The organism is Campylobacter concisus (genome assembly GCF_015679985.1).
Taxonomy (GTDB): Bacteria; Campylobacterota; Campylobacteria; order Campylobacterales; family Campylobacteraceae; genus Campylobacter_A; species Campylobacter_A concisus_AC.
Map to the genome: position 1 here is coordinate 1,175,615 of NZ_CP049239.1, position 15,536 is coordinate 1,191,150.

The 15,536-nt window shown below is 37.7% G+C and carries 15 protein-coding genes; 2 read left to right on the forward strand and 13 right to left on the reverse strand.

What is annotated here, in order from left to right; all coding sequences use genetic code 11:
* Nucleotides 1–148: 148 nt before the first annotated feature.
* Genes G5B98_RS05965 through G5B98_RS05985 form a run of 5 tightly spaced genes read right to left on the reverse strand, consistent with a single transcriptional unit; the run spans nt 149 to nt 4,464 of the window.
* Nucleotides 149–667: a flavodoxin family protein gene (locus G5B98_RS05965; protein ID WP_196086332.1), complete on the reverse strand. Its 519-nt coding sequence runs from the start codon at nt 665–667 to the stop codon at nt 149–151.
* Nucleotides 664–1,881 (reverse strand): radical SAM protein, encoded by a 1,218-nt coding sequence (locus tag G5B98_RS05970; protein WP_196086333.1) that lies wholly within the window; start codon nt 1,879–1,881, stop codon nt 664–666. The genes G5B98_RS05965 and G5B98_RS05970 overlap by 4 nt, the downstream gene beginning before the upstream one ends.
* A gap of 6 nt (nt 1,882–1,887) precedes the next feature.
* Complete coding sequence (locus G5B98_RS05975; RefSeq protein ID WP_196086334.1) at nt 1,888–2,697, reverse strand: ABC transporter substrate-binding protein; 810 nt, start codon at nt 2,695–2,697, stop codon at nt 1,888–1,890.
* A gap of 19 nt (nt 2,698–2,716) precedes the next feature.
* Nucleotides 2,717–3,484: an ABC transporter ATP-binding protein gene (locus tag G5B98_RS05980; protein WP_196086335.1), complete on the reverse strand. Its 768-nt coding sequence runs from the start codon at nt 3,482–3,484 to the stop codon at nt 2,717–2,719.
* A complete protein-coding gene (locus tag G5B98_RS05985; protein ID WP_196086336.1) occupies nt 3,481–4,464 on the reverse strand; it encodes a FecCD family ABC transporter permease in 984 nt (327 codons plus the stop codon). Before G5B98_RS05985 ends, G5B98_RS05980 begins: the two co-directional genes overlap by 4 nt.
* Nucleotides 4,465–4,694: 230 nt before the next feature.
* Here G5B98_RS05985 and G5B98_RS05990 point away from each other — a divergent pair, with 230 nt between their 5' ends.
* Nucleotides 4,695–5,429 carry a HugZ family heme oxygenase gene (locus G5B98_RS05990; protein WP_196086337.1) on the forward strand — a complete coding sequence of 245 codons (735 nt, stop codon included), beginning with the start codon at nt 4,695–4,697 and terminating at the stop codon, nt 5,427–5,429.
* Nucleotides 5,430–5,711: 282 nt separating this feature from the next.
* On the opposite strand, the gene G5B98_RS05995 is transcribed toward G5B98_RS05990, so the two are convergent.
* The 7 genes from G5B98_RS05995 to G5B98_RS06025 all read right to left on the reverse strand — a co-directional run bounded on the left by G5B98_RS05995 (nt 5,712) and on the right by G5B98_RS06025 (nt 12,989).
* On the reverse strand, nt 5,712–6,467 hold the full coding sequence (locus tag G5B98_RS05995) for a flagellin (protein ID WP_196086338.1): 756 nt from the start codon (nt 6,465–6,467) through the stop codon (nt 5,712–5,714).
* An 84-nt stretch (nt 6,468–6,551) separates the two neighbouring features.
* On the reverse strand, nt 6,552–7,844 hold the full coding sequence (hisD, locus tag G5B98_RS06000; RefSeq protein WP_196086339.1) for a histidinol dehydrogenase: 1,293 nt from the start codon (nt 7,842–7,844) through the stop codon (nt 6,552–6,554).
* Nucleotides 7,841–8,692, reverse strand: coding sequence for a 1-aminocyclopropane-1-carboxylate deaminase (locus G5B98_RS06005; RefSeq protein ID WP_196086340.1), 852 nt, complete (start codon nt 8,690–8,692; stop codon nt 7,841–7,843). Before G5B98_RS06005 ends, hisD begins: the two co-directional genes overlap by 4 nt.
* On the reverse strand, nt 8,685–9,776 hold the full coding sequence (locus G5B98_RS06010; RefSeq protein ID WP_196086341.1) for an OmpA family protein: 1,092 nt from the start codon (nt 9,774–9,776) through the stop codon (nt 8,685–8,687). Before G5B98_RS06010 ends, G5B98_RS06005 begins: the two co-directional genes overlap by 8 nt.
* The gene (locus G5B98_RS06015; RefSeq protein WP_196086342.1) at nt 9,773–11,086 is read right to left on the reverse strand and encodes a MotA/TolQ/ExbB proton channel family protein; all 1,314 of its coding nucleotides are present in this window, start codon (nt 11,084–11,086) and stop codon (nt 9,773–9,775) included. The genes G5B98_RS06010 and G5B98_RS06015 overlap by 4 nt, the downstream gene beginning before the upstream one ends.
* A 4-nt stretch (nt 11,087–11,090) precedes the next feature.
* On the reverse strand, nt 11,091–12,155 hold the full coding sequence (gene fbaA / locus G5B98_RS06020; RefSeq protein ID WP_196086343.1) for a class II fructose-bisphosphate aldolase: 1,065 nt from the start codon (nt 12,153–12,155) through the stop codon (nt 11,091–11,093).
* Nucleotides 12,156–12,170: 15 nt separating this feature from the next.
* Entirely contained in the window at nt 12,171–12,989 is an 819-nt protein-coding gene (locus G5B98_RS06025) for a peptidylprolyl isomerase (protein WP_085658279.1), read from the reverse strand.
* Between the two features lie 95 nt (nt 12,990–13,084).
* Between G5B98_RS06025 and nth the strand changes: the two genes are divergently transcribed.
* A complete protein-coding gene (nth, locus tag G5B98_RS06030; protein WP_196086344.1) occupies nt 13,085–13,717 on the forward strand; it encodes an endonuclease III in 633 nt (210 codons plus the stop codon).
* Here the strand turns inward: nth and dsbD are convergent.
* Nucleotides 13,710–15,440 (reverse strand): protein-disulfide reductase DsbD, encoded by a 1,731-nt coding sequence (dsbD, locus tag G5B98_RS06035; protein WP_196086345.1) that lies wholly within the window; start codon nt 15,438–15,440, stop codon nt 13,710–13,712. The genes nth and dsbD overlap by 8 nt on opposite strands.
* Between the last annotated feature and the right edge of the window lie 96 nt (nt 15,441–15,536).

A 15,536-nucleotide genomic window follows, 5' to 3' on the forward strand; every position in this document is an offset into this window, starting at 1 on the left:
TTTAAAGCATATTGTTGTAGTAAATTTTAGCTTTCTATTCACTAGCGAGAATGGATTATCATCTCATAATCACATCACACTCACTAATGAAAATAAAAATTTACAGGATCATTAAAAATTTTAGAGCAAAAATAGGCACAAAATGAGTTTAAATTTTAACCCCTCTAAATGCTTCCTTTGCGGCTTTCACATCAGCCTCATCTGGGTGCGTTTTGGCTCGCTCCCATCGCTCTAGTCGCTCAGGCGTTAGAGCAAATCTCGGATCATCAGGCATAGCTTTACCAAGTTTTTTTAGTTGCTCTATTACTTCAGGGGCAATCGCACCTTGACAGATAAACGTGCGCAAAATTTCATTGCCATTTTGCATAAATAGCTCTTTGCCTTGATCTATAGCCTGCGTGGCATGCGCACTTGGCACATCAGCACCAAGGGTTATAAAAAAGCCTACTTTTTTATTTTTTACACTTTGAGAGATAAATTTTTTAAATTCCTTCTCTGGCGAGCCCTGATCTATATAGTATCCAAGCGAGATAAAGTCAAACTCACTCAAATTTATCTCACCCACATTAGCAAAATTTATCGCCTCACAGCCAAGCTCACCAGCAATAGCCTCCGCTATCTTTTTTGTATTTCCACTTTTTGATGTATATATCACAATACTTTTCATAAAAACTCCTTCTTAGAAATTTCCATCACTGCATTTGCGATAGAATTTCCCCAAAATACGCCATCTTTTGTAAAATTTAAAGAGTCGCTTTCGATTTTTAGATATCCACTTTCCTCACATTTTTTAAAAAGATCCATAAGCTCATTGGCACACGTCTGGCTCACAAATTTAAAAACACGCTCAAGGCTTATTTGCGGATACTGAAAAAGATTTACAAATCTATCAAACTCCATCTGCCTAGCAGTCATGCGACCCATAACTTTCATCTTTTGACTCATATTATAGATACCAAACTCCCCTAGCCTGCCGCCAGCGCCTTTTCCAAGAGGCAAGACATCAGCACCCACGTGAGATAGTCTTATATATTTATATTGGTCCCTACCCTTTTTGGCCACCTTTGTATACTCTAAAATTTCATAGTCACCTTGACTTAAAATTTCGTCTAAAAATGCGTGGTGCAAGCTTCTATCAACCTCCACATCGTAATAATCCTCGCTTATGGTCTTGCTAAGCACTGAGCCATCTAAAAACTGAAGCGAATAAAAACTCGCACTGTCAATGCCGAGCTCACGCACTAGCTTAGCGTCTCTTACTACCTCATCTATGCTTTCATTAGGATAGTTATATATGATATCTACACAAAGCATTCCGTTAAATTTCTCACGCAGATCACGTAGATGTTTTACGGCTCCATCTGAACTATGTGTGCGATTTAGCAGCTTTCTGCCAGCCTCACTAAATGTTTGTACGCCAATACTGTATCTATTTACACCAAGCTCGTTTAAAAGGCGAAGCTTGCTTATATTTAGATTATGAAGCGTACTTTCTAGGCTAAATTCACACTCAGGTAAGATATTAAAGCTACCCTTAAGTGCGTTTATCACCTGTTCTAAGTGTCTCTCTTTTAATATCGTTGGGGTGCCGCCACCAAAATAGACACTACCTATTTTCTTGCCTTTTAAGTAGTTCGTGGCGGAGTATTTTTCTATCTCGCTTAGTAGAAATTTTGTATACTCATCAAGCTCATCCTCAAGCTTTGTCCTATTCATCGAGCAAAACGAGCAGATGTTATCACAAAACGGCACATGAATGTAGATCACCCCTTCATTTTCATCTGGCGCACTCTCTAAAAATTCCCATAACTCATCTTCACTCACCATATCAGGTCTTTTTGAAGGAGCTACGCTATGACCTTTTATACGTTTGTTAAACATTTATACTCACTTATTAAGCATGTTAAATAGCTCATTTGCGGCCTCATTTATGCGAGGTGTACCGCGCAAGACAAGACTTGATGGGACGTTTAAAATTTTAGAGTTCTTGGCTGCACTAGTTGCTTTTAGCACTGGATTTTGCGATAAAAAGTCACTACCATCTTTCATGCCTACTACTATTATGAAGTCTGGATTTTGCGCTAGGATAAATTCATTTTGAACGATCGGCATCGCTCCAGCTAGGCCACCTGCTACGTTTTTCATACCAAATTTAGTAAACATGTCCCCAGGCAAGCTAGCATTGTTAAAAGCAACTAGTGGGGTAGCTGCATAAACGCCTAAAATTTTCTTACCGCTTAAATTTGAGTTTTGAAATTTTAAAAAGTCCTGCTTTATCTTAGCCACAAGCTCGCCAGCACGCTCTTTTTTTCCTGTGACATCGCCCATTTTTTCTATATTTTTGCAAATATCGTCTACACTATTTGCCTGCATCGTAAGTGTCTTTATACCAAATTTAGCAAGGTCGGCGTTTACACCATCAGAGTGAAAGCTCGTAACTACAAGATCAGGCTTTAGCTCGACTATACGCTCTAAATTTGGCTTTGTATAAGTGCCAACGCTCTTTAGCTTTTCCGTCTTATCCTCAGGCCAAATCTTACCAAACTCAAGAGTAGAAATAGCTGCGATCTGATCTTCAGCCTCCAACATATACATCATCTCAACCACTGCAGGATCGAGCACAACGATATTTTTAGCACTTAGGCTAACACTGCCAAAACCAAGCAAAAATGCAAAAACTAAAAATAATTTTTTCATGAAATCTCCTTTAAAATTATCATTTTGGTAAAACAAATGGCATATCATTTTTATATATGATATCTGCCTTAAGGCCATAAATTTCATCTAAAATTTCTGGATTATAAAGCTCTCTGACACTCCCTTTGTGAGCTATCACACCACCTTTTAGCATTAAAATTTCATCACATATCAGTGAGGCCAAATTTAGATCATGAAGCACTGCTATGGTGACTAAATTTAGCTCACGAGTAAGATGCGAGCAAAGCTTTAACACCTCTATAGCATGGCTTAGATCAAGGGCTGATGTAGGCTCATCAAGAAGTAAAACTTTAGGCTCACTAACTATTGCACGAGCAAGCAAAGCTCTAGCAAATTCGCCACCACTTAGTGAGTTTGCCACTCGGTCTTTAAATTTAGCGAGCCCAAAAGTCTGCAAAGCCTCATCAACTAGGGCAATGTCGTGAGAGCTATAACCGCTAAAAGAGCTTTTTAGATGAGCATATCTACCCATCAAAACAAGCTCAAAAACGCTTAATGGCATCGTAAGTGCGCTTTTTTGAGGTACAAAACTAGTCGTTCTCGCAAGCTCTTTTGTGCTGTAGCTTTGTACATCTTTTTCGAAAATTTTGACAATTCCAGCACTTGGAGAAAGTAAATTTAAGATACATTTTAAAAGTGTTGATTTTCCACATCCATTAGAGCCCAAAAGACCTATAAATTTTCCACTTTTGGCAGTAAAGCTTATATTTTTTAGCACACTTGTTTGCGCATATGAAAAGCTTAAGTTTGAAACTTCTACACTCAATGCACACTCCTTTTTAGATAAAGCGCTAAAAATAGGAAAAATGGCGCTCCAAAAAACGCACTAATAACGCCAACTGGCACTTCAACCGGGCTTAAAACACTCTTCCCCACTACGTCACAAGCTAGCAAAAACGCTCCTCCTCCAAGAGTAGAAAGCGGCAGTAAAATAGCGTTGTTTGAGGTATTTAAAAGCATTCTAAAAGAGTGTGGAATGATAAGCCCAACAAAGCCTATCATGCCGGTAAATGCGACTGAAAAAGCGACCGTGAGCGAAGCTATGACAAGCAGACGCTTTTTAAGTGCATCGACATCTATACCAAGGCTTTTTGCCTCGTCTTCCCCGCTTAAAAGTATCGTTAACTCAAAGCGTTTTAGATAAAAATATATCATGCAAAAGATAAGCGGAACAGCGATGATACCGACCTTTTGCCATGAAGCAGAACCTAAATATCCCATCATCCATGCCACTATCTTAAAACTATCTTCACCAATAAGATATGTCGCAAAACTCGTAAATGCCCCTAGAAATGATGAAAAAGCAATACCAATTATAAGAAGTGTAGCAATAGAGCGACTACGGTTGTAAACTCCAAAAATAGCAAGGGTAAGCAAGCTAGAAGACAAAAAAGCAAAGATACCATAATAAATTTCAGATATACCAAGAAGATATGCCACTACTGCTCCAAATGTCGCAGATGCGGCTATACCGATGATATATGGGTCTGCAAGCGGATTTAAAAAGACACTTTGCGTTACAACGCCTGAGCTTGCCAAAAGCATGCCTATAATCAGAGCCATTACAAGCCTTGGTAGTCTAATATCAAACAAGATGGTCTCTTTCATCTCGTCTATTTTGTTATTAAATATAAAATTTAAAATCTCACTCATGCTTATGTCAGAACCGCCTATACTAAGCGAGATAAAAGAGAGCAAAACAATGAGCATAATAAGCAAAACGGCAAGCTTGGTACTACCCTGCATAAATTTCCTTTTAATACAAATGGCTAAAAACAACAAAAAAGCATAAAATAAGCAGAAAATATAATTTTTAAATAAAAGATATAAATTTTCTAAAATATTATTAACTCGTAATTTTAAAAAAATAAGCTTAATTCTCGCTTTAAAAATATTAATGATAATTTTAATCAATTTTAAGTTTTCTTTAGTATGATTTTGCGATTTTTAATTTTATTTTTATAAGGAGAACAGTTTTGAAACAAAGAGCATTAAACCACATGAATAAGGATCATTTGGATATAGTGATCGAGTTTTGTAAGAAATTTAGCGGCGTAGCTGAGCCTACAAATGTCAAAATGACTGATATAAACGAAGATGGTATGGAAATAACATGTGATCAGGCAAAAACATTTGTACCATTTTTAAGCAAAGCAGGTGGAGATGGTTTTAGAGAGTCGATCATCGAGCTTTATATGAGCATCAAGGGCGATACAAACAGCTCTAGTGTGCAAGGCGGAATGATGAAATTTATAAATAGCTTTAAGACTGTTGTGATCTCAAGCATTCTTGACGGACAAGCGGTTTCGTCGTATTCACCTTTCATAAAAGAAAACGATGAGTTTTATATCTGCATATCATCAGTAGCAGATCACTACCACTCAATAAAACAAAACCCGGATAAAATTTCACTCCTTTTTATTCAGGATGAAAAAGACGCAAAAAGTCTATTTGCTCGTGTAAGAGTAAGCTTTGAAGCTAAAGCTGAGTTTATGAGCGACAGTGCAAGAGATAAATTTATATCAAAATTTGAGAGCGCCTTTGCAAATGAATCAGCACTTGCATTTATTAAAGAGATGAAAGACTTCTATATAGTAAAACTTACCCCAACAAAAGGTAGATATGTAAAAGGCTTTGGCGCAGCATATGACACAGTAGGACTCCAAGTTGTCGATAGTGGTAGAGTAAACAACCCTCACACTAAAAAATAGTCACTTTTGTAAGACCGTTTGGTCTTACAAATTTATACCTCTTAAAATTTATTTTTTGCGTTGCTATAAAAATTTAAAAGACACAAGCCGTGATATTTTTGCTTGTTATCATAAAAATGGTTTGGGTTTGCCCGAACTCGAGAAAATCTAGCATCAAAATTCCTCAATATGCCTATACCTATAATCTAAACTATAAACATATTTCATCCAAACAAGATAGAATCATTATAAAAATTTATTAGAAACTAAAAAAGAATTTACCGGTGTAAGACCGGTAAAAATTTATTCAGCTAGAAGTTTATCTAGTTTTGCGACCAAGCTCGTAGTATCATGAGCTTTGGCTAAGCTCGCAGCATGTAGCTTTAAATTTGCTTGTAAATTTTCTTCCAAGCTCTTTGCGATGTCGCTACTATCAAGGTTCTCTACACTATTAGTATTTGCCACACTTCTTGCGGCTAGAGCATTTATACCTCTAAATACAGCATTTTGTGTTGATCCGATCTCTGAGCGAAGTGAATTTATATTTTTTAAAATTTCACCTGTATTTGAGCCGTCATCTTTGACATTTAAAAGAGCATTTGTGCCCAAATTTATATTTTTTGTACTCTCGCCTGTAAAAAATCCAAGCTCAGCATCAAATATGTTTTTGCCGTTAAATTTAGCCTCTTTTACGCTATCATTCATAGCATTTCTTAGTGCGTTGATTTCGCCCTTTATGCCTTTTTGTTCATTTGCTGAGAGAGTAGGATTTGTAAGCTTACTTGAAAGCTCGCCTATTCTATCTGTACTTTTACTTAAATTTAAAAGCATTGAATCAGCGATTTGAAGCATACCGATCATGTCGTTTGCATTTGCCAAACCTTCGTTCAAGACATTTGTTTGCGAAAGCAAACTCTCTGCGATTTGTAAATTTGCACCTGAAGCTTTGATCTCGCTGTTTGCAGAGATAGCATTTAGCGCTTTCTTCTCGCTATTTTTTGCTTGATCTAAATAATAGTTTCCTGAAGCCTGGTTTGCAGTATAAGTTCCTAACTTCATAACAACTCCTTTTTAATAATTCGCTATGGATTCTACTATAAATTCTATAAAAAGTTGCAAAATCTCTATAAAATCCATTTTTCTTTACTCTTCTAGCCTCACTGCAACTGATTTTTTATGAGCGGTTAGTCCCTCAGCTTCAGCTAGCTGCATGCATGATTTGCCAAGATGCATGATACCTTTTCTACTCACTGAAATGATCGAACTTCGCTTCATGAAATTTTCAACTCCAAGCGGTGAGTAAAATCTCGCACTTCCGCCAGTTGGCAATGTGTGATTTGGTCCAGCGATATAATCTCCCATCGCTTCAGGCGTAAAGTGTCCAAAAAATATAGCGCCCGCATGAGTCACATCATAAATATAACTTAAAGCATCGTTTGTAGCGATCTCTAGGTGCTCAACAGCAAGCTCATTCATGAGAGCAAAACACTCTTTTAAATCTCTTGCCACTATTATTGCAGCTTTATTTCTTATGCTTGCACTTGCGATCTGCTCACGTTTTAGTGTCTTTAGCTCATCTTCAATGTGTCTTTGCACAGCCCTTGCAAAAGCCTCTACCGGTGTTATCAAAAAGGCACTTGCGATCTCGTCGTGCTCGGCTTGTGAGAGCATATCGATAGCTATGTGGCGAGAATCGGCACTATCATCAGCGATGACACCTATCTCGCTTGGGCCAGCGATCATATCGATATTTACGTCACCATAAACTAGCTTTTTAGCAGTCGCTACGTAGATATTGCCAGGTCCTGTGATGACATCTACTTTTGGCACCGTTTCGGTTCCGTATGCCATCGCCGCAATGGCACTTGCACCGCCTACTTTAAAGGCTGTCTTTATGCCACAAAGGTGCATTGCCGCAAGAAGCAAGGTATTTACCTTACCATTTGGCGCTGGAGTGCACACTACAATCTCTTTTACGCCGGCTACGATCGCTGGGATTGCATTCATAAGAAGTGAGCTAGGATAAGCTGCTTTACCACCTGGGATATAAAGGCCAGCGCGGTCAACCGCTGTGTATTTTGCGCCAAGCAAGATGTCATGCTCATCTTTATATGTCCAGTCACTTGGTTTTGTGCGTTCATGATAGCTTTTTATCCTATCATGAGCTAATTTTAAAGCTACTCTTAGGGCGTTATCTAGCGAATTATAGGCAGCCTCCATCTCTTTTACGTCGATTATTATGTCGCTTTTACTTGTAACGCTAAATTTATCAAATTTAGCTATCTGCGCAAAAAGTGCACTATCGCCATCTTTTCTTATCTCATTTATTATGCCTGCAACTACTGGCATTACAGCACTCATGTCATTATCACTTCGTTTAACCAGCTGTAAAAATTTACTCTCAAAATCAGCGTCACTACTATGAAAAAATTTCATTTATGCTCCTTTAATTTTAATTTTCTATCATATCTTTGTCTTTGTGTAATGTTACCTAAAATTCCGCCCTGGTGGATATATAAAATTTCAGCTCCAAGCTTATCTAAATTTGCAAAAAGCGTGATAAAGCCAACAGGGTCATACACTAGGTCAAATTCCACGCCGCTTTTGCACACTTCAAGCCAAATTTCATAAAGCTCTTGGTATAAATTCCCAAAATGATACTTCCTTGGTGGATTTAAAATTTGCACTTTACTATTTTTGTCTAGCTCATAAATTTGCTTTTTTAGATAGTCGCCATCCCCCACGCAAGGAGTTGTAAAAACCCTAAGATCGGTATGCTTTGCCAGGTAGCAAGCGCTAGTGCCTGTACCAGAAGGCAAAAAAATATCAGGCTTTATGCCGCTTTTTTTGCTCCACTCATTTATCTCGCGTGCTTGCGTGATAAAGCCAAACTCAGCCTCGCTCTGCGCCACGCCCTCATTTATAAAGAGCGCATTTTGGCTTCTAGCTAGATCTTTAACAAATTTCTCGCGTTCCTCTTTCACAAAAATTTCCATGCCATTTTCAAGTGCAAATTTGAAATTTCCAACCGGATTTTGCTTTAAATTTGAGCTTAGATGAGAGACGACGTAGTAAAATTTAAGTCCCTTTATCTTAGCAAAAAGGCTTAGACTATACATCGCATTTGACTGGCTTGAGCCGTAAGATACAATGGCTTTGATGCCACCTAGATCAGCGTTTAAAAAATACTCTAGCTTTCTTGCTTTGTTGCCATTAAACTCGCCTAGCAGATCATCTCTTAAAAGCCAAAATTCTCGCCCTCTTAAGCAAATTTTATCAATCACTCTTAAACTCCAAAAATTTCTCTATCTCGTTGATAGCCTCTTTATTTGAGAGTGAAAATTTGATCTCTATGCGTCTTGAAGCGTTCTTGTCCTCGGCTCCGTCTTTAAAAACTAGCTCGTTGTAGCTTCGGCCACTTGCAACAAGCAGCTTTCTAAGTCGAGTATCGTCACTAAATGAATTTATAAATTCCATCACCGCGTAAGCTCTTTTTTGTGAAAGCTCTAGGTTATAAATATAGCTTCCATCGCTATCTGCAAAGCCTTCGATTATGATTTGATCAATGTTTGAGGAGATCTCTTTATCATTTAAAAGCACGTCGAAATATTTACTAAGCGTGGCCTTTAACTCCTCTTTGACCCCTTCTTTTAAGACTGCACTGCCTTTATCAAAAAGTACTGAGGAGCTAAGCTTTAACGCACCCGAGTTTGGATCGATCTCGATGCTTGAGCCTAGCCTATCCTTTAGGGCTGAGATCACTTTTACTCTGATGCCGGTTAAATTTTTTACCCTGTCACGAGTGACGTTTAGATCCCTTAAAAGCTCGTCATATCTAGCCTCTCTTTGGCTCACTTGCTCAAGCAAAAAGGCGATCTTGGCTAAATTTTTCTCACTGCTTTCGTTTGCGTCGCTAAGCGCTCTATCTTTTGATGAAATTTCATCATTTAGCACGATCATCTTTTGATTGAGATCAAAAATGCTGGCATTTAGCTCTTTTATGCTCGCATTTGCATCTTTGTTTTCATTTATTAGCTGAGCTAGCTTTTCTTTTAGAGCGTCTATTTGGATAACAAAAATTTCATTTGATTTTTTCAAATTTATATTTTCGTCGCTTATCTTTGAAAGCTCTCTTTTTAGGGCGTCATTTAGCTCTTCAAGGGTGAAATTTCTACCCTGGGCGTCTTTTAAATTTGCCAGTGCTGCGATGATGGCTTGCTCTTTATTTTCAAGGGTGTTTTGAGTTAGGACGTATTTTACGACGACAGCACCGATAAGTAGCATAAAAACAAAGAGCAGACCCGCCATCAAGTCCGCGTACGAAACCCAAAAGCTCGATTGATCCTCGTTATTTTTGTTTATTTTCATTGCACTAGATTTTCGATTTTTTCTATTACAGAATTTGCTTCTTTATCGATCTCGTCTATGTTTTTCTTAAGCTCAGCTATGAGGCTCTCGCGCTCTTTTTCACGCTCCAAGCTCCTGCCCTCTTGCTCATATGCGGCTTTAAATATCGTCGCACTCTCCACGAGCGAGGCTCTAAATTCCTTTAGTGCGTCGTTTTGCTCTTTCATAAGTGAGTAAGAAAATTCTCTTAAAACCTTGTCAAAGCCCTTGATAGTCTGCTCAAATTTAAGCTGGCTCTCTTTTGTGGCGTTTAAATTTCTACTAAAAATTTCGCCAAGTTTTGCATGCTCGGTTAAAATTTTAATCTCCATATCTTTAAAGGTGTTAGAGAACGCGCTTACTGCCTTTAACATATCAGAGTGGATTTTTACAAATTCATCTTGTTTTAGGCTAGCTTCATTTAGCATTTTTAAATTTGCGCTAAGCTCTGCCTTGCTTTGATTTATGATATTTTTCTCTATTTCACAAAGCTCTTTTAGTTTGTCAAATTTTTCATTTACCTGATCGTTTAAATTTCTTAAAAATTTATCATCAAGCACCATTTTAAAGGCGTCGTGACTATCTTTAAAGTAGCTAACAGAGGCTTTCATGAAATTTGCATTTAGCTCATTGTCCTGCCAGAAAAACTCACGGCTTAGCTCTTTTTGCTCGCTGTAAAATTTCTCAAATTTACTAATGCCGATCTTTTCAAAAAACATCCACCAAAGCGCTAAAAATATGCCATATATCGATACATAAAATGCCGTAGCCACGCCGTTTAGCAGTATAGAAATCTCTTTTTCTAGGCCGTTTGCGGTGCTTGAGCTAAAGCTTGGCATAGAAATAGCGATACTGATAAATGTACCCAAAATTCCAAGCATAGGAAAAACTACTTGGCCGATGTTTGCGAGGTTGTCATTTCTAAAATTTCTTGTATAGCTCTCGAAAAAATCTTCAAATTTAGCGTTTGCCTTTTTGACATTTGAAATTTCAAAAAGGTGAGCGATGATAAATTCTTTTAGCCTTATCTTGTAGTCTTTGGCATTTGCTAAGAAATTTGAGTAAGCGACCAAAGCACTGTGGCGAGAAAATACAAAAGCGACAAAGAGTATAGCGCCCATCATCACGATGGTGTGAAGCTTCATCTGAAAATTTATAACGCCAAGATACGCTAGTATCGCCAAGATGTAGATAGCTAAAGGGATAAAGATAACTTTAAAAAAGACAAAGAAAGAGTGAGCTTGGCGCTCTTTTGGCACGCTTAGCTCACTAAAATCATTTTGATTTTGCATAGGATTAGTTCCTATTTAGGCAGTTTAAGTCGCTAAAAGCAGTCTGAAGACGCTTAACCATGCTCTCCTCGCCACTTCTTAGCCATTTCCTTGGATCGTAGTATTTTTTATTTGGCTTATCATCGCCCTCTGGGTTGCCGATCTGCCCTTGCAAGTATGCTCTATTTTTAGCCTCATACTCACGCACACCGTCCCAAAATGCCCACTGTGTATCGGTATCAATGTTCATCTTGATAACACCGTAGCTCACAGCATTTTTGATATCTTTTAGCTCGCTGCCACTACCGCCATGAAATACAAAATTTACAGGCTTGTCACTTTTTGTGTTAAATTTCTTAGCGACATAGGCTTGTGAGTTTTTAAGAATTTCTGGTCTTAGCACGACATTGCCCGGTTTATAGACACCATGAACGTTACCAAAACTAGCTGCGATGCTAAATTTATCGCTTATCTTACTTAGTCTTTCATAAGCAAGCGCGACATCCTCTGGCTGAGTGTAAAGAAGTGCGTTATCAACGCTTGTGTTATCTACGCCATCTTCTTCGCCGCCAGTGACGCCTAGCTCGATCTCTAGGCTGATACCAAGCTCGCTAAGCTCTTTTAGATACTTCTCGCACGTGCTTAAATTTTCGTTGATATTCTCTTCGCTAAGATCAAGCATGTGAGAGCTAAAAAGTGGCACGCCGTGAGTTTTTTTATACTCATGGCTTGCTTTTACTAGCTCATCTATCCAAGGCAAAAGCTTTCTAGCAGCATGATCAGTGTGTAAAATGACTGGCACGCCGTAAACCTTGGCAAGCAGATGAACATGCTTTGCTCCAGCGATCGCACCAAGAACAGCTGCGTTTTCGCAGGCTTTACCAGCGTAAAAACCTGCACCGCCATTACTAAACTGAACGATAACAGGCGAGTTAGCAACCTTTGCCGCTTCTAAAACAGCATTTACTGAGTCGCTGCCTACGACATTTACAGCAGGTATTGCAAAACCTTGCTCTTTGGCATAAGCATAAAGTTTTGTTACGTCATCTCCGCTTAAAACACCAGGTTTTACGATATCTAAAACGCCCATTTTATCCTCCAAATTTTATTTGTATTCTATCTTTGCTTTTTGGCGTAGAGCTTCACTTTTTTGTCTAACAGCAGCTTGGAATTTCTCCATTTTTACAGCTTGCTCGATCTCCGCTTTTGCTTGCTCAAAGCTTACAGTGCCAGCAGCTTTGCCATCTTCTTTCAAAATAACATGGTAACCAAACTGAGTTTTAACTGGCTTAGTTGAAACTGTGCCATTAGCCATTGAAAATGCTGCGTCTGCAAAAGGTTTTACCATTTGGCTTTGACCAAACCAGCCAAGCGCGCCACCATGTGCTGCTGAGCCTTTGTCGATTGATTTTTGGCTTGCTAGCTCTGCAAATTTCTTTGTTAGCGCCTCACCTTTTAAATTTTTAAGTTGAGCGATGATGTCGTTTGCTGTTTTTTCATCTTCAACTAGGATATGCCTTGCTTTTGCTTGAGCTGGCTCGTTCATACTTGCTTTATTTTTATTGTAAAAATCTTTTAGTTCGTTATCACTTACTTTTATGCCATCAAAAAGCTTTCTCATATAAAGCTCAACTGCAATGCCTTCTTGCGCTGCTTTTACGGCTTTGATGTACTCTACATCTTTTTCGATACCGCTTGACTTAGCATCTTTTAAAAGAAGTTTTCTATTTATTAGATCGTCGATAATACGTTTTTTCTCATTTGGTTGAAGCTTGCTAGCGTCAAATCCTGGCATAGCTGCTGACAAAAGGCTTGAAATATCGCTATCACTTATAGCATCACCATCAACTGTTGCAACTACTGCTGCATTTAGAGTAACAGCTGCTGCTAAACTTAAAACTGCTGGAAACAAAAATTTTTTCATATAAATCCTTTAAAAAATTGATTTTATGGGCAAGATTATATCAAATAAAGCGATAACTTTTCATTTAACTTAAGAAAATAAGGTAAAATACGAAAATGAGAACAAAAAAAGATATTTTAGAGATAAAAAGAAGACTTTTAGAAGAGTTTAAAGACGCCAAAAGTGAGCTTAAATTTAGAAATTTATATGAGCTACTTGTCTGTGTCATGCTCTCAGCCCAGTGCACTGATAAAAGAGTAAATTTAATAACTCCGGCTTTATTTGAAGCGTATAAAGATGTCTATGAGCTAGCTAGCGCAAATTTAGCAAGCCTAAAACTAATGATAAACTCGTGCAGCTTTTTTAATAACAAGGCTGTAAATTTAATCAAAATGGCAAACAGCGTGGTTGAGCTTTATAACGGAGAAATTCCGCTTGATGAAGAGAAGCTAAAAGCGCTTGCTGGAGTTGGACAAAAGACCGCTCATGTCGTGCTTTTAGAAGCTACAAATGCAAATGTTATGGCTGTTGATACACACGTTTTTAGAGTGGCGCACAGACTTGATCTTAGCCATGCAAAAACGCCAGAAGCTACTGAAGCTGATCTTAGCCATGCCTTTAAAACAGATCTTGGTAAGCTTCATCAAGCCATGGTGCTCTTTGGACGTTACACCTGTAAAGCCAAAAAACCGCTTTGTCATGAGTGTATTTTAAATTGTCTTTGTAACAGCAAGGACAAGATTATTTAATTTTCTCAAGCTTTGCTAGAAAATTTTTAGCATCTATAAAGCCGATAGTTCTAAGAAATTTTAGCTCATCGCCACCATTAAATAACAAGAGCGCAGGCGGATCAATAAGTCCAAAATTTCTTAGCATCTCATCATTTTGTGATCCGCCATTTGTTACATCGATACGAATAAGTGCAAAATTTGCCAAAGCATTCATAACGTCAATATCTTTAAAAGTGATCTTTTCTATCTCTTTGCAGCTTACACACCAATCAGCATAAAAATCTACTAAAACGGGCTTGGTTGAGTTTTTTATTACCTCATTTAGTTCATCTAAATTTTTAACGGAATTAAATTTTAACGCACTATCAATTTTTGCCAAATTTAGTCCAGAAAGTGGAGAAAAAGCCTCCTTTGAGCCTAAAAATGAACCAACTATTAGCATAACTGAATATATAAAAACTAGGATAAAAAACGCTTTTTTAAACTTAGCCCAGCTTTGCTCTGCTACTTCAAATGCCCCAAAATAAACTGCCATAAAAACGCCTATAATGCCATATCCTAATAGCTCAAAAAATTCTCCAAGCACACGCGCAAGGATCCAAATCGCCATGATGAGCATCAAAAAACCAAAGAATTTTTTCACTTCATCCATCCAACTACCAGGTTTTGGCAAGAGCTTTCCAGAGCTTAGCCCAATAATAAGCAGTGGCACTCCCATGCCAAGCCCCATGACAAAAAGCATAATGCCACCATAAAAGATATTTCCACTTTGAGCGATATAAAGAAGCGCGCCCGCTAGTGGTGCTGCAACGCAAGGCGACACAATGAGAGCTGAGGCAAAACCCATAATAAAAATTCCAACATAGCCTGAGCTATTTTGCGATTTTTTACTTATTAAATTTTCAAATTTTGCTGGCAATTTTATATCATAAAATCCAAACATGCTAAAGCTTAAAACGACAAAAATGGCTGCAAAAGCGCCAAGTACATAGATGTTTTGCAAAGCTCCTGCGATACCAAAACCAAGTAGGCTAGCTGCAACTCCAGCTAGTGCATAAGCTAGGCTCATCGCGACAACATAGATAAATGATAGTAAAAAGCCTTTTTTTGCATTTAAATTAGCACCTTTTGAGACGATTATGCTTGAAAGTATCGGTATCATCGGAAAGACGCAAGGTGTTAGTGAAAGCAAGAGACCATAACCAAAAAAAGTAAGAAGTGAGATAAAGAAATTTTTATCTCCAAGCCCATTTGCAATATCTTGCTCGCTAGAAAATTCTTCAGCAAAGCTGTCGGCATCGTTTTTTTGCTCTTTTTTAAAAGTGGCGATGCTAAATTTTCCAGCTTGGTCAGTTATCTCATAAATTTTACTTTGTGGACGGTAGCAAATGCCGTTTTTAGCACAGCCTTGATAGTTAATGTCAAGTATTGCTTTGCCATTTGAAAGATTTTCTTTTACTAAATTTAATGGGATAAAAATCGAAAAATCTTTTGGATAAATTTCATATTCTCCCGTATTTTCACTACTTGGCAAATTTAATAGCTCATTTATCTTTTTGCCAGCTAGCTTAATCTCAAAACTCTCTTTATAAAGATAGATATTTTCACCAAAGTTAAACTTCACTTCAACATTTTGACTATCAACGCTTGGAGTTAAAACAAAGGCTTTGCTAACATCTAAAACCTCGGCAAAAAGCGAGCCTGCAAATAAAATAATCGAAAAAAGAAATTTTAAAAACATACTAATCCTTGCTAAATTAAAAAAGATGATTTTAGTCTAAATTCTTAAATTTATTCTATTTTATTGTAAAATCGTGAAAATATGTGAAATTTTAAA